The sequence below is a fragment of the Arthrobacter sp. NPDC090010 genome (genome assembly GCF_044748305.1).
Lineage (GTDB): Bacteria > Actinomycetota > Actinomycetes > Actinomycetales > Micrococcaceae > Arthrobacter_E.
Genome location: NZ_JBIVFT010000013.1, coordinates 34,928 through 52,852, shown reverse-complemented (window position 1 = coordinate 52,852; position 17,925 = coordinate 34,928). Strand labels below are relative to the sequence as shown.

The window sequence follows — 17,925 nt, the reverse complement described above, 5'->3', positions numbered from 1 at the left end:
ATTCAGCGCCCCCGGAAGTACTCCCCCATGCCAGGAATGGCATAACGCAGCTTTCCATGACCGGCGGCCTCGACCAGGCCCGCGTCGATGAGCCGTGTCCGGTAGTTCCCGACGGCGCTCGCCCGCATGCCGATGCGCTGGCCGATGTCCGCCGTGGTCGAGACCTCATGCTCGTCGTCCGCCATGGCCTCGAGGAACTCACGGTCCCGGGGCGACGCGGCCGCGAGCGCGGCTTCGATCACGGTGCGGTCATGACGACGCCGGGCGGCCGCGACCGCCCGGTCCACGGACGCGTCGTCGAGCGAGCCGGCCTCGGCCTCCTTCCAGAGGTAGTAGCCGACCAGCTGGATGAGGAAGGGGTATCCCCCGGTGGCCTCCGCCGCCCTGCGGGCCCGCGCCTGGGTGAGTTTCCATCCGCCCTCGGCGAGGGTCTCACGCAGCGACCGTTCGACGTCGTCGATGTCGGCGGCGTGCAGATCGATGCGGTCCGCTCGTCGCAGGAAGGTCGCCACCCCCTCGTTCAGCAGGTCCGAGACGGCAGATGGAAGGCCCGCGAAGACCAGGCCGATCGGCAGCGCCTCCCTGATGAGGTGCTGGACGTCTGCCGCCAGCAAGGCGAGCTCGCCACGGTTGGCGGCGTGGATCTCGTCCACGGTGAGAATGAGACCGGAGCCCTTGCCCGCGAGCAGCTCCAGCAGGGCGATCGCCTGGTCTCGCCATTGGACCTGTTCTTCCGGCTGAAGCTGCGTGGTCACGCCGAAACCGGCGACGGAGAGCGCCGTGACCCGGCGTGACGCCCGGCCCTCGCCCAGCTCCCGGGTGAGGCGGCGCATGTGTTCGCCGATGCGGCTCACGAATCCCGGAGTGGCGGTCTCCGAGATGACGGCCCAGCCGGCGTCCAACGCCGCGTCTTCTGCGGCCCCGAGCATGACCGTCTTGCCCACGCCTCGGACACCGGTGAAGATGGTCAGCAGTCCAGGCGCGCCGGAGCCGAGCCTGAGACCGTAGATGAACTCGTCCAGGAGTCCTTCCCTGCCGATCAGTTCGGGTGGTGTGGCACCTGCGGTCGGGCGGAACGGATTGTTCATGTCCCTAGCCTACGGGTGAATCATTGTGAATTCTATGAATTAGGTGAATTTCGGACGAAAGGCCGCCGTGCCAGCAGGGCCGACCCGATTCAACGTCGGCGGCTGAGCGTTCCACCAAGGGATATACGTGGCTGCGCCTGTCTTGTTGGTGACGACCGGTGCATCGGTGGTGCCGATCCGGTCGATCGGCACCACCGTGCCATGCGATCAGGGTGCGTATTTCAGCCGATAGACCCAGAGCTGGCGTGGGGTGAGAGGGAGCATTCCGCGGTCGGTGAGGCGGGCCTTGGCGGCGTCTTGTTCCCAGGGGCCGATGCGGTCGCTGTTTTCCTGAGCGCCTTCCGGGGTGAGTTCACCGGTGAACTGTTGCGGGTTGTATCCCTGCCAGCGCATGACGTAGAAGCTGCCATCGGCGAATGTCGACTTCGTGTCCCACGCAGTGAGCGTGCCGAGGTACCCCGCGTCGCGGCCGGTGGCCGGGTCGGGGACCGCCTTGATGCTCTCAGGCCATGGATTGTCGCTCCCGACGTTCGCGACGACGCGAAGGCTGGCCTCGTCGACAACGAGCACAGCACCCTTGAGGTCTGTGTTTGGCGCACCCTGGATTGCGTAGGGGACGCGCAGGATCGATTCGTGCGTCGCAGAGTTCGCTTTATCGAGCGTGGGGGTCCCGAGCCGGAAGTCAGACGGGATGGTCCCAGCGCCGATGGGAGACCAACGCACGTTCAAGTTGGTCAGTCGTGAGCGGTCCCATGCCCCACCAGTCGGGTTCGCCGGCGTGGGGGTCATGTGGAAGCGTGCCAGGTAGACCTGCGTGCGTCCCGGCCCGTTGAGGTAGCGGCTCTTGAGTATGTCCAACGCGCTTGCTCCGCTGGCGGCTGTTGAGGTGCCATAGGCCGCGTCGTCGAGTTTCACGTAGCTGATGACGGCTTTTCCCGTGGAATCAAGCACGATATTCAGGCCGAGTTGACCCCCTCGGACGGGCACGTCGTCAATGAGATAGAGGCCGGTCGTGCCGCTGTACGAGAAGGGGGCCGTGGTGCTCACTCCTGCGGTGCCAGGATCGGATTCGGGTACCCAGTGCTCGAAGTCGAGGGTTTTCGCTGCGCCGATTCTCGTGTTGCTGTAGGCATCGACCGGATCCGTGGCACCGCCGTTGCGGCGCCACACCCAGGCCACGTGGTAGTAGCCGTCTTCGCTTCGGTTTTTGAGCAGCGATGTCGGGTAGGCGCTGTAGCTGGTGGTCGGGCTGTCGCCGGCTGAACTGAATGGTGTCGCCACATGGGTCCACACCCCGTTCTCGAATTTGTAGACCCTCCATGTGCCGTTGCCGGAAGCACCTTGCCGTGCGGTGAAGTACAGAGGGCGGTTCGCGGTGGCGTGGTCTTTTTCGATCGAGAATTCGGGGTAGGTGATGCTGGCGTTGAAGGCGACTTCATCTGTTTTCTCGGTGCCGCTCAATCCGGCCGTGGGGACGAGTTCGGAGGAGAACGTGAAGTCAGCGAGGTTATCGGTTCCGGATTTTGATCGGTAGTAGATGAGTTGCGATGCGTGGACGTTCGCGACGATGTGCAGCTGGTTCTGCTGGTCGACCGCCATGGCGATCAAGTTGTGTGCGTCGTAGAGAGCCCTGGTCGTTGATGGCGTCTCGATGCGGACGTTGTCGATGAGGACCTTCCCGTCACTGGCGAAAAGTCCGACCGCACCACGACTGATCTGATTGGCGCCCGTGACGTTCACGGTTGCAGGTAGCTGTGTGCCGACGGCTGAGTTCGCCACCGGCTGACCGTCCTTGCTGATCTCGAGGCGGTAGCTGTTCGCAGCGGTGCCAGTGACGGCGAGGCGGTAGGTGCCGCCTGCGACATTGCCCGCCACAGCGCCACTGGTGATCACCGATGGCGCCGTCCAGTTGCCATCGGTGATTCGGATGAACTGCCAGGCACCGCCGCCGACTCCCTGCTTCATACGGAAGACGAGGTAGTCAAAGCGGCCGTTGTTGTTGGGGTCGCTCGCGCCGACGACGATGCCGTTCCAGTCGGCGGCGGTGGAGGTGTTCGTGGAGTCTGCAGCGACGCTGAAGGTGCTGCCGACGACGATGTTTTTCCGGAGTAGTAGCTGCTCGACGCCGGGCGACGCGACGGCTGTCGCTTTGCCCGATTCGACGCTCCACGTACCCGCCGCCGTCGTCCATGTCGCCAACGGGTACTGACCGTCGAAGGATTCCTCCGCGATCCATGGATGCGTCGAGTCCTGTACGACATTCGTCACGAACTGGCTTTGCGAGTTCGAGGGATTGGCCGGATCGATCGTTCGTTTCCCGACGCGTAGCTCCGCATTCTCGTCGTAGTAGGCGACGTACTGCGTCGTCCCATCCGTCAGGATCGACTGTGGGACGGTTGACTTACCTGCGGTGAGGCCAACCTGCACGGCTTCGACTGGCGCTGCTGCGGGTTGATGGCTATTGAACGCATCCGTCTGGTCAGTGGCGGTGACCCGTGGGGCCGCACCTTCGGTCCCGACCGCGTCCGGTGCTGTTTCGACAATTTCCTTCGACGAACGGGACTGGAAGTCATCGAAGCTCGCTTCGCCGTAGTAGGAAACCAGGCCTGCACTTCCGCCTTGGATGCGCGGCGCGTCGTCGGCGGTGACCAGGTTCGAACGTTCAGCGAGCAAAACCGTCGCGCCGCTGCTGATGGAGTAGCTGAGCCTGTCCGCGTTCGTGTCCTTCTGCTGCAGGTTGAGGATGTACGCGCCCCCAGGGATGGCCGGGAACGATCCTGAGTCGACTGCGGTCGGCCAGGCCGGGCCGTCCTTGCGTGCGAGGCGCCAGAAGGCTGAGGTTCCGGATACGCGCAACTCGAGGGAGTAGTAGGCCTCCATTCGTGCATTGTCTCCGTCGCGGCGCCAGCTGCGCGCGTTCAGCGCGACCCCATTCCATGCAAGCTGGTCACCCTGCGTGCTTGGGGCGCGAGGCGCATCGAACCGAACGACGGCGCGAACACTGCTGTCACGATCCGACTGATCGATCCCGACGGGAAGAAGCAGTGCGCGGCCTGCGCCGGAAGAGCTCGGCTCGGTGTATTCCAGGCGCGCACGGTTGTCCGCGATCATCCAGTCGCCGCGTGCCTCGCGCCACTGGAGCCCCGCCGTCGGCGCTGACGCGCGGTCGAAGTCGTCACCGAAAGCGCTCGTGTGCAGTCCACCGGTTACAACCCGGAAGTCATCGAAAGCCCCGGTCCCGAACCCCCCGTAGAGCCCGGCCCTTCCGCCGGTACTGACGTCACCATCGGCCAGCACCACGGAGCCACCGGCCACCGAAACACGCTGGTTCGGCGTTCCACCCGCTGATGATTGCGAGAACGTGATGTCGAGTGTCCCGACCGACGACGAACGCACACCGATACGGATCGGCTTGCTTGCGTCCACCGCACCGATGGTCGCGAAGGAGGCCAGCTGCGTCGTGTTCTTATCGAGATCTTGCTCAGCATCGAAACGGATCCGCAGCAACTGCCAGGCGTAGTCGGGTCTTGTAGCATCCGGTGCCCGGAAGCGCACCGCGTAGTACCCGTTCACGCCGTAGTTGAGCGCGAGTCCGTTCCACGCCGAACTGCCCGCACCTGCAGCCACGTCAACCTGGGCGCTGAAGACATCCCCGAGCAATACGTCGTCTCGCGAGAGCACGCGATTCGTTCCGCCCGTGGGAACAACCGCCTGGCTGCCGGATACCGCCCACGGAGCGCGGTCGTGAGCCGTCCACCCCGTCCCGAACGTCGCACCGTCTGCGCCGGTGAACGAATCAACCGATGACGTGCCCGACGTCGTCACAGAAACTTTCCCCACAAGAGGCGTGCCGCCCTGAGAGAAGACTCCGACGCCCCCGCCGGGCAGAGTGTCACCGGACTCCAGCGATGCGGAAACAGTATTCGCGCCGTTCGCTCCGATCGCGACGGTTTGGCCATTCTTGGCAACTCCGAGAGAGAAGCCAGCCGGTGTGGCGTCGAGTGTCAGCGTGTACGTGGCCGACGAATCATAGCTGCCGCTTGTCCCGCTGGCGAGCACGCGCAGTGCTGCGCCGTCCCAGTTGCTCGCGGTGATCCGAACCAACTGCCACGCGCCAGTACCGCTCGTGCCCTGCTTGATCCTGAAGACCACGTAGTCCCGGTTCGAACTGCCCTTATCGGCACCGACGTTCACCGCGAGCCCGTTCCAGCCGACCGAACCGGTGTCGCGGAAATCGCCGGCGATCGTGCTGACAGCCCCCAGCATTTGACCCGTTCGGAGCAGAAGGCGTTCACTACCAGCCCCGCTCGCGGTCAGCGATCCATCGGATGCGGAGGTCTGACTCCACGTACCCGTCGAGGTCGTCCATGCCGAGAGCGATGCCGCGGTCGCGAAGTCATCGGTGAAGCCCGAATCAGCCGGCGGCGAGGGCGCAGCCTGAGCTGAAGCCGGCGCAAGCACCACAGCAGCACCCATGATCAGCGCACTGACAATCCCGACCCCGGTCCACCTACTCGAACGACGAACGCGACCCATCGAAACTCCTCAAAAAGATGCCGACGAAGTCCACAACGGACGACTGGACTCTAACTCTAGAGAAATTCTCGGATTAACACGTGAATCAGTCTTCCCATGCACGACAGAGCTACGGGCCTGGTTTCAAGCCAGTCCCACAGGGTGTTCCAGCAGACCACAGGGTCTCTCCGCTGGAATCATCCAGTCCTCCTGGGCTGAGTTCCGGTCCGCCGAGTTCCAGGACGACGAAGTGTGCTGCGATCTGGTCCACGGGACGTGGCTTGCCTTCCGCCTCGAGCGTGCCGGGCACTCCTCACCCGATGACCAGCGAGCCGGCCAGGCCCACGACGCCGACCAGCACCGTTGAGCCGGCCGCCAGTGCCAGCAGCCGTCCTCCTCCTGACAACAGCGACTTGATGTGCACGCCGGCTCCCAAAGCGAACATGGCCGCGGCAAGCAGGAATTGCTGCAGCGCCGATGCCACGCCCAGCACCTCCTGCGGCACGGGGACGACGCTCCGCAGCACGACGGCCGCCAGGAACCCCACGAGGAAGGGCGGCACGAGCGGAGGCCTGCGAGCGCCGCCGGGGGCGCCGTCGTCCGTCTGCTCGCCGAGGGCTCGTGAGCGGCTGAGTGAGAGCGCAGCAGCCACGGGGGCGAGCATGAGCACCCGGGCGAGTTTCATGGTCACGGCGAGCCCCAGGGCCCCACCTCCGAGGATTCCCCCGATGGCCACGACCTGCCCCACCTCGTGCACGGATGCCCCGGCCCAGAGGGCGGCGGTCCGTTCCGGAAGCCCGAGCAGGCTCGCGAGCGCGGGAAGGAGCGGGATCATCAGGGTTCCGAAGAGGACGACCAGGGCCACCGCGGTGACGGTCTCCTTTTCCCGGGCATCCACGGTCGACTCGACACCCGCGACGGCCGCGGCCCCGCAGATGGAGAATCCGCAGGCCACCAGGAGCGCCTGGCGACGCTCCACCCCGAGGAGACGCCCCAGGCCGAGAGTTCCCAGGATCCCGGTCGTGACCACGGTCATGGCCAGCAGTGGAACGCCCCATCCGAGCGACAGAAGCATGGGCACCGACAACTGCAAGCCGAGCAGGACGATGCCGAGCCGGAGCGGGACCCGGGCCGCATAGGACAGGCCGGCATCGTGCCGGCCTCGGAGCAATCCCGCATTGCGAGCGCCGACGCCCGCCACCATGGTCACCAGGAGGGGACTCAGTTGAGGGAGGGAGACTGCCAGGAGGCAGCTCGCGAGCGAGATCATGAGGGCGAGGAACAGGCCGGGAAGCTGGCGAACGGAGGGCATGAAATCATGCTTTCAGGACGCGTCCGTCACCAGTAGACGGCAATCCGGCATGAGGTCATATCATGGTGATATGACTGTTCGCGACTGGGATCTACGGCATTTCCGGCTCCTTGACGCCTTGGCCCGTTCCGGAAGCATCGGTGAAGCGGCCCGCCATCTCGGCCTGGCCCAGCCCAACGCTTCACGGCTGCTCGAAACGATGGAACGCGGCGCCGGGTTCCCGCTGGTCCAGAGGTCACCGCGCGGCAGCAGACTCACGGACCGGGGGCTGGTCCTCGCCGGGCTGGCCGCAGAGGTCCTCCTCGCAGCAGGGCAGCTTGAGCACGCCGTGGAGGCTTTGGCCCAGGAACGCGGCACTTTGCGGATCTGCGCCAGTCTCACGGTCGCCGAACACCTCATGCCGTCCTGGCTCGCATCGGCACGCGAGCGGCTCCCGCATCTGACGGTCACACTCGACGTCGGCAACTCAGCATCGGTCTTCACCCGGCTGAGCGAAGGGGCCGCGGAACTCGGCTTCGTGGAGGGTCCCACCGTCGAAACGGGCTATCGCTATCTGGACCTGCTGCGGGACGATCTGCTTCTGGTCGTGCCCGGCACGCATGCCTGGGCCGGCCGGGACTCGGTCATGGCCGAAGAACTGCTCTCGACGACGCTCGTGGTCCGTGAGGCCGGATCAGGGACACGGCAGGTGACCGACAGGGCCCTGAGCAGGCTTAAGGAGTCTGCGCCTCTTCCCTCCTACCTTGAAGTCGGGAGCAACGCGGCCCTGGTGGCCAGTGTCGTCGCCGGACTCGGACCGGGGGTGGTGAGCAGGCTCGCCGTCGCGGCCGAGCTGTCCACCGGACGGCTCGTGGAGGTCCGGGTGCCCTCGCTGGTCCTCGGCAGGACGCTGCGCGCCGTGTGGCCCGCCCGGCCGCAGCTCCCGGCTGAAGCCCAGGACTTCCTGCGGCTCATTCACGCCCTCTCGGAGGCCTGAGGAGGCACGAGTTCAGGCCGGGGTCTCATAGCTGTCGAAACTGTCCTGCGCCCCGATCAAGCCGTCCTTCACGGTGAAGATCGAGACGATGCGCGCCCGCATCCGGTCTCCGATGGACCAGTACGGAAGCTCCATCCGGGCCGTCGCCTCCCATTGAAGCTCCACGACCACGGAATCGCCCTCGGACACCACCCGTTCGATCGTGTACCGCTGTTCCCCGATCACCAGATGCGCTTGCGCGAATCCGTCCAGCGTCTTCTCCCGGTCCCGGGTGGCCGCCTCCGGCGACAGGACGTTGGGCCACTCCCGGAAGACGAAATCCGGGGCGAGGTGCTCGGCGAGCTCTTCCACGGGCGCCTGGCGACCCACTGCCCGCACGTAGTCCAGGGCCACTTCGCGCGATGTCTTGGCTGTCATAGACTGAAATCCTAGCCGGGCAGTCCATGCGAAGGCCCGAACGCCAGTCACCCAAGGAGCTTTGTGCCCAGCCCGTCCCCGCGCCTGAGCGATGCACAGCTACGCGACGCCGTCCTGCGGCTTCTCGAATCCACGGAACCACCCACGATCGTCCAGGCCGGGCATCCCGCGCTCCGCCAGGACGCAGTGGAATTCACCGGCCAGCTGGACGACGAGGAGCTGGCCCGCTTCCTGGAACTCATGCGGCTGGTCATGCACGACGCCCCGGGCGTCGGGCTCGCGGCGCCCCAGCTCGGAATCCCGCTGCGGATCGCCGTTCTGGAGGATCGTTGGCCGGTCCCCGAGGAGGTCGCCCTGGAGCGCTCTCGGGAGCCACTCCCCTACTTCGCCGTGCTGAACCCGGTGTACCGGCCCCTGGGTACGGAGACCTCCGCCTTCTACGAAGGGTGTCTGTCCGTCCAGGGCCTTCAGGCGGTGGTGCGCCGTCCCGCGCAGGTCGAGCTGGACTGGACGGATCCCGGCGGCACCGGACACCGCCAGAAGTTCCGCGGCTGGCAGGCCAGGATCGTCCAGCACGAGACGGATCATCTCGGCGGCACACTTTACCTGGACAAGGCGGTCACCCGCTCCCTCTCCCGCACCGAGGAGTACCTCGATTACTGGGCCGAGCCCGGCATCGCCACTGCCTCCGAGGGCCTCGGGTTCAGCGCATGAGGGATGCGGTGCGTTCCCGGCTGCGCTGCCCTCACTGCGCCGAGGCCTTCCTGCCCGGCCTCGTGGGGCGCTTGCAATGCCCTCGGGGTCACAGCTTCGACGCCGCCCGGCAGGGTTATTTCAACTTCCTGACCGGGAAAGGCACCGGCTTCACGGCCGATTCGGCGGCCATGGCCACGGCGCGGAGCGCCTTCCTGGAAGCGGGCCACTACGCGCCGCTCGCCGACGCCATGGCGGCCCAGCTCGCCTCCCGGCTCCGGACGCCGCGGACGGAGACCGCTCTGCTCGACGCAGGCGCCGGCACCGGCTACTACCTGCACCACCTCCTCGACGCGCTCTCAGAGGACGGCTCCGCGCCGGCCGCCGTCGCATTCGACATCTCCAAGTTCGCCCTGCGACGGGCTGCGAGGCTTAATCCCGAGGCGGCGGTCTTCGTATGGGACGTCTGGAAGGAGTTTCCGCTCCGGAGCAGCAGTATCGACGCCGTGACAGTGGTTTTCGCACCGCGCAATCCGGCCGAGTTCCATCGGGTGCTCGCAGCTGACGGCGTGCTGCTGGTCGTCACGCCACAGCCGTCCCATCTGCGCGAGATCGCGGATTCCAGCGGCCTGCTGGACATCGAAGAGGGCAAGCTGGACCGTCTCGACCAGGCCATGGATCCATTCTTCAGCCTTGAAGACCGCCAGGAGCTCTCCTTCGTGATGCGGCTGAGCCCCGCAGCGATCGCGGCGGTGGCCCGGATGGGCCCGGCCGGACACCACGACACCGTCGAAGAGCCTGGATCCGGTGATGACGAGGCCCTCTCCGTGCTTCCCGTCACGGCATCCTTCACCATTTCTCTTTTCCGGCCTCGTTCTCTCCGCACAGAACGGGACTGAAGCGTTATACCGTCCTGGGCATGACGGTGGACCGCTATGACTAGGATGAGTAAAACGATCGTGGGGAGTCGGTCGCCGCAACAGTGGTCGCGGAACCCCACAGGAGGGGGTCGAACATGGCCTGGCTGCTGGACAATCTCTGGGCTCTCTGGCTCGTGACGCTGCTCGTCTTCGCCGTCATCGAGCTGCTCAGCCTCGATCTGATCTTCCTCATGATGTCCGGGGCATCGCTCATCACGCTGTTCGCGGCGCTGGCAGGAGCACCTTTCTGGCTGCAAGTCATCGTATTCTGCCTGGCCTCCCTCCTGATGATCTTCTTCGTCCGCCCCGTGGCGCTGCGTCATCTGCGCAAGGGACCACGGGACTCCCTGAGCAATGTGGACCGGCTGATCGGCGAGTCCGCACTCGTGCTGGAAGAGGTCACCCCGCTGGGTGGCCTCGTCAAGATCGGTGGAGATGTCTGGAGCGCACGCAGCGCCGACGGTGTCTTCGCCCCGGGGCTCACGGTCCAGGTCGCACGGATCGACGGCGCACACGCCGTCGTCGGCGCCCCGGAGCCGGACGGCTTGGAAACACCCTGATCGCGTCCTGGCCGCTTCGGTGGCCGTGTCCAACCACAGCAGGAAAGGCACCCGATGTTCAATCCTCTACCAGTTGTCCTCTCGGTCCTCTTGATCATTCTGATCATCTTCGTTCTCATCGTGCTCGTCCGCTCGGTCCGTATCGTGCCGCAGGCCAGGGCCGGCGTGGTGGAGCGCCTGGGCAAGTACCAGCGCACCCTCAACCCGGGCCTGACGATCCTGATCCCGTTCGTCGACCGCCTTCTCCCCCTGCTGGACCTCCGCGAGCAGGTCGTGTCCTTCCCGCCGCAGCCGGTGATCACCGAGGACAACCTCGTGGTCTCGATCGACACCGTGGTGTACTTCCAGGTCACCGACGCCCGGGCGGCCACCTACGAGATCGCCAACTACATCCAGGCCGTGGAGCAGCTCACCACCACGACACTGCGTAACGTCGTCGGCGGCCTCAACCTGGAACAGGCTCTGACCAGCCGTGACCAGATCAACGGCCAGCTGCGCGGCGTGCTGGATGAGGCCACCGGTCGCTGGGGCATCCGGGTCTCCCGGGTTGAGCTCAAGGCCATCGACCCGCCCCTGTCCATCCAGGATTCCATGGAGAAGCAGATGCGCGCCGAGCGTGACCGCCGAGCAGCCATCCTCACCGCCGAGGGCACCAAGCAGTCCCAGATCCTCACGGCCGAAGGTGAACGGCAGGCCGCGATCCTCCAGGCCGAGGGCGACGCCAAGGCGGCGATCCTGCGTGCAGACGGCGAAGCGCAGGCCATTCAGAAGGTCTTCGACGCCATCCACGCCGGACAGCCGGACCAGAAGCTGCTGGCCTACCAGTACCTGCAGACGCTGCCGAAGCTCGCCGAGGGCAGCTCGAACAAGCTGTGGATCATTCCCAGCGAGGTCGGGGAAGCACTCAAGGGCATCGGTGGCGTCCTCGGCAACATCGCACCGGAGATCAAGCCGGACGACGGCGGGGCGCCGCGACACTGACCGTTGCTCCCGCCGATAGTCACCGCGGGAATGGGGCGGAGGAACACGGTTCCTCCGCCCCATTCCCGTCCCAGGCCGATCATGGCCTAAAATGGTGTGGTTATGCCCAGGCCCGGGAACAAGCAGGGCCGGCAGTGCGTTGCACAGGGCAGATGTGGCCTGGTGCCACAGTCGGGGCGAGTGAGGGAGAGAATATGAGCGATCGCAGCCTTCGTGGCATGCGCCTTGGCGCACAGAGCATGGAGAGCGAATCCGGCGTCGAGCCGGCCCCCCGCCAGCGGGTCGAGTACCGTTGCGCAGACGGCGAGCAGGTCTTCGTGACCTTCGCCGCAGAGGCGGAGATTCCCCCGGTCTGGACCTCCAAGACCGGCAAGGAAGCCATCCTGGTGGATGGCGAGAAGCCCGTGGACGGCAATGAGAAGGCGGCCCGTACCCACTGGGACATGCTGCTGGAACGCCGTTCCGTTCCGGAACTGGAGCAGATCCTCGAGGATCGCCTGAAGATCCTGCGTGAGCGCCGGGGCGCCCGCGCCAGCTGAATCACCGGAGAACGCCGAATGCCGTGAGGGCCGGAACCTGAAGAGGTTCCGGCCCTCACGGCATTCGGGCGTGATTCCGCCGACGTCTCAGTGCTTGTCCTGCTGTCCGCGCAACGCCGCCCACCGGGAAGTGATGCCCCACTTGGTCACGTTGATCATCGCTTCGACCACGATGTTGCCGCTCATCTTCGAGGTGCCGAACTCGCGCTCGACGAACTTGATGGGCACCTCCTTGATGGCGAGACCCGCCTTTGCGGTGCGCCACTTCAGATCCACCTGGAAACCGTAGCCCTTCGACTCGACGAGGTCGAGATCGATGGTCTGGAGCGTGGAGGCCCGGAAGGCATTGAAGCCACCGGTGAGATCCTTCACGGGCAGGCCCAGCATGGTGCGGGCGTAGAAGGAACCGCAACGCGAGATCAGCTGGCGGTGCGCCGGCCAGTTCACCACACTGCCGCCGGGAACCCATCGCGAACCGATCGCCAAGTCCGCGCCGTCCTCGATGGCCTGCAGCAGCAGCGGGAGCTCTTCGGGCTGGTGGGAACCGTCGGCATCAAGCTCGACGAGGACGTCGTAGCCCTCTCCCAGCCCCCATTTGAAGCCTGCGATGTAGGCGGCGCCGAGCCCTTCTTTGCCCTTCCGGTGCAGCACCTTGACCTGCGGGTCTTCCGCTGCGATCCGGTCCGCCAGCTGCCCCGTTCCGTCGGGGCTGTTGTCGTCCACCACCAGGATGTCCGTGGCCGGCACCGCGGCGCGGACGCGGCCGAGGGTTTTCGGCAGGGACTCAAGCTCGTTGAAGGTGGGGATGATGGTCAGGACGCGCAAAGGCACTTTCCGTTCTTCTCGGGACGGCTGGGGACGCCCGGTCCCTTTCAGGTCTTCTAGTGGGGCGCAACTCCCCATTATAGGTCAGGAGACACCACCTCCGGCCCCACGCGGTACCATCCGCTTCGCTCACAAGGGCGCTGGATCACCGCACGAGGTCCACGGCCGCCGCCCCTGCCCAGCACCCCCAGTAGGGGCACAACACCTCCCCGGCAGGGGCATAACATCTCCCAGCAGGGGTACAAGCGAACGGGCCCGGCGGCACAGGACCAGTTGCAGTCGGCACACATGGATCCGCTGAAACTGTTTTCTGCAACCGCCAGGCCCGCCCTGACGTGCCATCATCGTCATCGGGATCTGCGCGGACCCTCAGGTCTCTGCACGCCCCCACGATGAGGCTTGGGAGGCTCCGGAGATTCCGAAACCGCCCGTTGGAATTCTACTCTACGGGGCACGGAATGAGTGTCAACCCCGGCCCGAACTGGGCCGACATGCTTCGTCCCAGTTCAGCTCGATGGGTCGCTCCCAGGAGGAATCCAGGATTTCTTTCAGAGTCCTTCGGCCCGGAACAGCTCCTGGCCGTCGGCCACTGTCTGCAGGCAGCGCGGCTGCGTGCCGTCGAGCGCCGGGAGCATGGGCGTGCGGGCCCGTGGGTCCGTGCTCCAGGAGGCGACGCGCTCGTCGGCCACCTGGACCATGAGCTCCTCGACCTCCCAGACGGCGTAGTTGGCCGGTGCCCCGGGGACCAGCTGTCCGTTCAGCGGGTTCGTGTCGCGAACGGCCCGCCAGCCGGCCCGGGTATGCCCGATGAAAGCCGCCCGGGCCGAGATCCTCTGCTCGGGCGCGTGGTGCTCCAGGCATGCCCTGATGCTTTCCCAGGGACGGAACGGGGTCACCGGTGCGTCGCTGCCGAAGGCGAGCGGAATGCCCTCCCGGAACAAGGTCGCGAACGGATTCATCCGCTGCTCCCGCTCCCCCAGTCGCCGTGCGTACATGCCGGACGGGCCTCCCCAGGCGGCGTCGAAAGCAGGCTGGGCGCTGATCGTCACGGAGTGCCGGATCAGCGCTTCGATATGTCCTTCGTCGATCATCTCCGCGTGCTCCAGCCGGTGGCCGGCGCGGCGCACCGCGGATTCACCGAGCTCAGACGCACTGAGCCGTAGTGCCTCCACTGCCACGTCCATGCCTCCGTCACCGATCACATGGAAACCACCCTGTAGTCCCAGCTCCGCGCAGACATTCAGATGGCGCGCCGCCGTCCCGGCGTCGAGATAGCGTGCACCACGCTCGCCGGGTGCGTCGCTGTAGTCCTCGCGGAGCAGGGCCGTGCGGGAACCGAGCGAGCCGTCGATGTTCAGGTCTCCGGCGAGGCCCAGGACCGGGACTCCGAGCCGCTCCAGGAGGGCCCGCCCCTCGTCGATGTCGCTGACGGCCTCTCCCCAGTAGGGCAGAACCCGGGGAGCCGAACCGGGCCGGTCGTTCCAGGCGACGGCAGAGCGCAGATCAGCGACACCGGCGATCGCCGGACCGGACATCTCAGTCACCGCGACGTGACCCTGAGAGGCGGCTTCCCGGAGGGCCGCCTCCTGGAATGCGGCCCTCTGCTGCGGAGTGAACTCCCGCACGCGGGTGCGCAGCAGCGCGTGGGCTTCGAGGCTGACCAAGGAACCGCCGGTGTACCCCCGCAGCCCGTCCAGGCCATCGGTCAGGGCGACGGAAGCACCGTTCACCAGTGCAGAGTGCACATCGATCCGGGAGAGATACACCGGACGGCCACCCGCCGCGCGGTCCAGTTCCTCCTGCCGGGGCAGCTCAGGGTCCGACCAGAGCGTCTCATCCCAGGAATGCCCGAAGAGGGCTTCCTGTTCTCCCAGTCCCGCAGCGAAGCCGGCCACCAGGTCAAGCAGTTCGCCTCGGTGGCGGACGGCGGAGAGATCCAAGGAGGACAAGGCCTGCCCTGTCTCGGTCAGATGGGCATGGGAGTCTACGAAACCGGGGGTGACCAGGGCGCCGCGGAGGTCGACGAGCTCCATACGGTCGTCCTTCAGCGACCTGGCCGCCTCTTCCGAGCCGATCCACGCCACCGTCCCGCCGTCCACCAGCATCGCCGTGGCGAAAGGATCCGCCGCGGAGTAGACGCTTCCGTTCACATAGAGCCGCAAGCCGCCGCTCTGCCGTTCTCCCTGGCCCATTCGCTGCCTCAACTCCTCGTCTCGTTCATTCCCATTGAATTCAGTCGGCCAATGGCGTGTACGCCGCCACGCCACGCCGGATCCGCTCGATCGCTTCGCGGCAGATCCGCTTCACCCTAGGGTCAAGGTCCGGTACGGACGCCAGCTGGTCGAGCAGATCGATGACCTGCCGGACCCAGCGCACAAAATCGCCCGCCGCCATCTCGCTGCCGGACAGCACCTCCTGCAGCCGCTTGCCCTTGGCCCACTTGTACATCGGCCAGATGAGCTGAAGCTCAGGCTCGGCCGTGATGGGCAGGCGGTGCCGGCCTTCCGCTTCGGAAAGCCGTTCCCACTCCTTGACCACCGTCTCCACTGCCGTCTCCAGGGAGATGGTGGGCATACGGGGCGGGACGCCGCCGTCGTCGCGCTTGGACTGGAAGACCAGCACGCTCGCAAAGGCGGCCATTTCGGAAGCGTCCAGGTCGCTGAACGCGCCTTCACGCAGCGCCTGGGAGATCAGCAGATCGCGCTCACCATAGATCCGGCGCAGGCTCCGGCCTGCGGACGTGATCTGGAGCCGCCCGCCACCCTCCTCCAGGTAACCGAACTCACCGAGAAGGCCGCAGAGTCTGTCGAAGGTCTTGGCGATCGTGTTGGTCCGTGTCTGGATGCGTGTGAGGAGGCCGTCGGTCTCCTCACGCAGTTGCCACCACCGTTCTCCCCACCGGGCGTGATTCTCCCGGTCGTGACAACCGTGACAGGGGTGGGCGCCCATCTGCTTGCGCAGTTCGGTGATCCTGGCGTCGGCGTCCCTTCGGCCCGGCGCCGTGCGCCGGCCGTTTCGAGAGTCGTTGCCCGGTGTCGCACGCCCATCCAGGAAGCCGCGCTTGTGGAGCTCATGCCGCATCGCCGACGCCAGTGCCCTGCGGTCCTTGGGCGTCTTCGCATTGAAGCTCTTGCCGATCTTGACATGGAACAGCGGCTCGATCGGCCCTTCCAGGTCCGCCAGCCCGATCCTGCGCAGCTGGTGATCGTTCGTCAGCACCGCGGGGCGCGGTTCATGAGCGTGTCCGTCCGCATTGAGCACGACGGCGAAGCCCTGCACCCGCTCACTGTCCAGGTGGATGACGTCCCCCGGCATCAGACGGCTCAGCGAGGACACCATCCAGCCGCGTGCGGCCTTCCGATTCTCTTTGGCGGCCCGGCCTTCGAGGTCCGAAAGCTGTTTGCGCATCCGGGCGTACTCCTCGAAGTCCCCCAGATGGCAGGCCATGGCCTCCGCATAGCCGGCGAGGGATTCCTCCCTGCTGCGGACCTGCCGCGCCAGCTCGACCACGGAACGGTCGGCCTGGAACTGTGCGAAGGAGGACTCGAGGATCTCCCGTGAACGCTGCCGGCCGAACTGAGCCAGCAGGTTGATCGACATGTTGTACCCGGGCCGGAAACTGGAGTTGAGCGGATAGGTCCGCTTGCTGGCCAGCCCGGCCACCGCCGCCGGGTCCATGCCCTCGTGCCACAGCACCACGGCGTGGCCCTCGACGTCGATGCCGCGGCGGCCGGCGCGGCCGGTCAGCTGGGTGTACTCGCCCGCCGTGATGTTCACCCGGCCCTCACCGTTGAACTTGTCGAGCTTTTCGAGCACCACGGACCGGGCGGGCATGTTCACGCCCAATGCCAGGGTTTCAGTGGCGAACACCACGCGGATCAGGCCTTCTGCGAAGAGCTTTTCGACCGTTTCCTTGAAGGTGGGAAGCAACCCGGCATGATGCGAGGCGATCCCCCGGATCAGACCGTCGCGCCAGGCCCAGAAGCCCAGGACGTCCAGGTCTTCACCGGGGATGTCGCGACTCGCCTCATCGACCCGTGACGCGATGATCCTGCGTTCGCGTTCGCTGGTGAGCCAGAGGTCGGCAGCCGCGCACTGCTGGACCGCCGCATCACAGGCCGCCCGGGAGAAGATGAAGACGATGGCGGGCAAAAGCTGCGCCGACTCCAGGCTGCGCACCATGGCAGGGCGGGAGACGCGCTGCATCCCTGGGGCGGGACGGCTCTCCGGGCGCCCGCCCTGCGCCCGGTCGCGACGGCGGCGCGAACGGACGGAGTGGGGGCCCCGAGGACTGTTCGTACGGGCCATCTTGAGGAGTTCGGGGTTGACCTCGGTGGAGGGCGAGTCGCGATCTTCCTCGGGTCCGGCGTCGCTGCGCTCCCCCGCGAACAGGTCGAGCACCTGCCGCCCCGCCATCACGTGCTGCCACAGCGGAACGGGACGGTGCTCGGAGACGACGACGGCGGTGTCGCCGCGGACGGTGGAGAGCCAGGCGCCGAATTCCTCGGCGTTGGAGACGGTGGCGCTCAAGGACACCAACCGTACCGAACGAGGGAGGTGGATGATGACCTCTTCCCAGACGGCTCCCCTGAAACGGTCCGCCAGGTAGTGCACCTCGTCCATGACCACGTAGCCGAGATCCTGCAAGGCGTCGGAACCGGCGTAGAGCATGTTGCGCAGCACCTCGGTGGTCATGACGACCACGGGCGCATGAGGATTGATGCTGGTGTCGCCCGTGAGGAGACCGACATTGGAAGAGCCGTATTTCTCTCCCAGTTCGGCGAACTTCTGGTTGCTGAGGGCCTTGATGGGCGTCGTGTAGAACGCCTTCTGGCCGCGCTCGAGGGCCGAGAACACTGCGAACTCGCCCAGAATCGTCTTGCCTGCGCCGGTGGGAGCGGCGAGCAGGACGCCACGCCCGGACTCCAGCGCGCGGCAGGCCTCCACCTGGAATGGGTCCAACTCGAAGGTCTGGCTCTGCCGGAAGGCTGCCAGCATGGTCTTGCCCTCCCGGTTCCTCTCCTTGGCCGCCTGGTACTTCTCGGCGGGCGACAAGGATTCGTCATTCTCGGGCATTACTCAAGGGTATCGGCTGCGGA

13 protein-coding genes are annotated in these 17,925 nt (G+C 66.3%); 6 read left to right on the top strand and 7 right to left on the bottom strand.

What is annotated here, in order from left to right:
• Positions 1–2: 2 nt before the first annotated feature.
• The 3 genes from ACIPXZ_RS16025 to ACIPXZ_RS16015 all read right to left on the bottom strand — a co-directional run bounded on the left by ACIPXZ_RS16025 (position 3) and on the right by ACIPXZ_RS16015 (position 6,915).
• Positions 3–1,088: an ATP-binding protein gene (locus ACIPXZ_RS16025; RefSeq protein ID WP_400596116.1), complete on the bottom strand. Its 1,086-nt coding sequence runs from the start codon at positions 1,086–1,088 to the stop codon at positions 3–5.
• 207 nt (positions 1,089–1,295) lie between these two features.
• Complete coding sequence (locus ACIPXZ_RS16020) at positions 1,296–5,624, bottom strand: BNR-4 repeat-containing protein (RefSeq protein ID WP_400596114.1); 4,329 nt, start codon at positions 5,622–5,624, stop codon at positions 1,296–1,298.
• Between the two features lie 292 nt (positions 5,625–5,916).
• A complete protein-coding gene (locus ACIPXZ_RS16015; protein WP_400596112.1) occupies positions 5,917–6,915 on the bottom strand; it encodes a YeiH family protein in 999 nt (332 codons plus the stop codon).
• A 70-nt stretch (positions 6,916–6,985) separates the two neighbouring features.
• Here ACIPXZ_RS16015 and ACIPXZ_RS16010 point away from each other — a divergent pair, with 70 nt between their 5' ends.
• Positions 6,986–7,891 (top strand): LysR family transcriptional regulator, encoded by a 906-nt coding sequence (locus ACIPXZ_RS16010; protein WP_400596110.1) that lies wholly within the window; start codon positions 6,986–6,988, stop codon positions 7,889–7,891.
• Between the two features lie 12 nt (positions 7,892–7,903).
• On the opposite strand, the gene ACIPXZ_RS16005 is transcribed toward ACIPXZ_RS16010, so the two are convergent.
• A complete protein-coding gene (locus tag ACIPXZ_RS16005) occupies positions 7,904–8,308 on the bottom strand; it encodes a nuclear transport factor 2 family protein (protein WP_400596108.1) in 405 nt (134 codons plus the stop codon).
• Between the two features lie 63 nt (positions 8,309–8,371).
• On the opposite strand from ACIPXZ_RS16005, the gene ACIPXZ_RS16000 reads away from it, so the two are divergent.
• The 5 genes from ACIPXZ_RS16000 to ACIPXZ_RS15980 all read left to right on the top strand — a co-directional run bounded on the left by ACIPXZ_RS16000 (position 8,372) and on the right by ACIPXZ_RS15980 (position 12,001).
• The gene (locus ACIPXZ_RS16000) at positions 8,372–9,022 is read left to right on the top strand and encodes a peptide deformylase (protein ID WP_400596106.1); all 651 of its coding nucleotides are present in this window, start codon (positions 8,372–8,374) and stop codon (positions 9,020–9,022) included.
• On the top strand, positions 9,019–9,900 hold the full coding sequence (locus ACIPXZ_RS15995) for a putative RNA methyltransferase (RefSeq protein ID WP_400596104.1): 882 nt from the start codon (positions 9,019–9,021) through the stop codon (positions 9,898–9,900). Before ACIPXZ_RS16000 ends, ACIPXZ_RS15995 begins: the two co-directional genes overlap by 4 nt.
• A gap of 116 nt (positions 9,901–10,016) precedes the next feature.
• Positions 10,017–10,481 carry an NfeD family protein gene (locus ACIPXZ_RS15990; RefSeq protein ID WP_400596102.1) on the top strand — a complete coding sequence of 155 codons (465 nt, stop codon included), beginning with the start codon at positions 10,017–10,019 and terminating at the stop codon, positions 10,479–10,481.
• Positions 10,482–10,535: 54 nt separating this feature from the next.
• Positions 10,536–11,462, top strand: coding sequence for an SPFH domain-containing protein (locus ACIPXZ_RS15985; RefSeq protein ID WP_400596100.1), 927 nt, complete (start codon positions 10,536–10,538; stop codon positions 11,460–11,462).
• Between the two features lie 194 nt (positions 11,463–11,656).
• On the top strand, positions 11,657–12,001 hold the full coding sequence (locus ACIPXZ_RS15980; protein ID WP_400596098.1) for an RNA polymerase-binding protein RbpA: 345 nt from the start codon (positions 11,657–11,659) through the stop codon (positions 11,999–12,001).
• Between the two features lie 87 nt (positions 12,002–12,088).
• On the opposite strand, the gene ACIPXZ_RS15975 is transcribed toward ACIPXZ_RS15980, so the two are convergent.
• From ACIPXZ_RS15975 to ACIPXZ_RS15965, 3 genes are all read right to left on the bottom strand, one after another.
• Positions 12,089–12,826, bottom strand: coding sequence for a polyprenol monophosphomannose synthase (locus tag ACIPXZ_RS15975; protein ID WP_400596190.1), 738 nt, complete (start codon positions 12,824–12,826; stop codon positions 12,089–12,091).
• A 548-nt stretch (positions 12,827–13,374) separates the two neighbouring features.
• Complete coding sequence (locus ACIPXZ_RS15970) at positions 13,375–15,018, bottom strand: amidohydrolase (RefSeq protein ID WP_400596096.1); 1,644 nt, start codon at positions 15,016–15,018, stop codon at positions 13,375–13,377.
• A 40-nt stretch (positions 15,019–15,058) separates the two neighbouring features.
• Complete coding sequence (locus ACIPXZ_RS15965) at positions 15,059–17,902, bottom strand: DEAD/DEAH box helicase (RefSeq protein WP_400596094.1); 2,844 nt, start codon at positions 17,900–17,902, stop codon at positions 15,059–15,061.
• Positions 17,903–17,925: the final 23 nt, after the last annotated feature.

What these genes read in the sequence shown, in the direction of transcription:
- ACIPXZ_RS16025 (WP_400596116.1), bottom strand. Translation starts at nt 1,088, where the DNA reads ATGAACAATCCGTTCCGCCCGACCGCAGGTGCCACACCACCCGAACTG.
- ACIPXZ_RS16020 (WP_400596114.1), bottom strand. Translation starts at nt 5,624, where the DNA reads ATGGGTCGCGTTCGTCGTTCGAGTAGGTGGACCGGGGTCGGGATTGTC.
- ACIPXZ_RS16015 (WP_400596112.1), bottom strand. Translation starts at nt 6,915, where the DNA reads ATGCCCTCCGTTCGCCAGCTTCCCGGCCTGTTCCTCGCCCTCATGATC.
- ACIPXZ_RS16010 (WP_400596110.1), top strand. Translation starts at nt 6,986, where the DNA reads ATGACTGTTCGCGACTGGGATCTACGGCATTTCCGGCTCCTTGACGCC.
- ACIPXZ_RS16005 (WP_400596108.1), bottom strand. Translation starts at nt 8,308, where the DNA reads ATGACAGCCAAGACATCGCGCGAAGTGGCCCTGGACTACGTGCGGGCA.
- ACIPXZ_RS15995 (WP_400596104.1), top strand. Translation starts at nt 9,019, where the DNA reads ATGAGGGATGCGGTGCGTTCCCGGCTGCGCTGCCCTCACTGCGCCGAG.
- ACIPXZ_RS15990 (WP_400596102.1), top strand. Translation starts at nt 10,017, where the DNA reads ATGGCCTGGCTGCTGGACAATCTCTGGGCTCTCTGGCTCGTGACGCTG.
- ACIPXZ_RS15985 (WP_400596100.1), top strand. Translation starts at nt 10,536, where the DNA reads ATGTTCAATCCTCTACCAGTTGTCCTCTCGGTCCTCTTGATCATTCTG.
- ACIPXZ_RS15980 (WP_400596098.1), top strand. Translation starts at nt 11,657, where the DNA reads ATGAGCGATCGCAGCCTTCGTGGCATGCGCCTTGGCGCACAGAGCATG.
- ACIPXZ_RS15970 (WP_400596096.1), bottom strand. Translation starts at nt 15,018, where the DNA reads ATGGGCCAGGGAGAACGGCAGAGCGGCGGCTTGCGGCTCTATGTGAAC.
- ACIPXZ_RS15965 (WP_400596094.1), bottom strand. Translation starts at nt 17,902, where the DNA reads ATGCCCGAGAATGACGAATCCTTGTCGCCCGCCGAGAAGTACCAGGCG.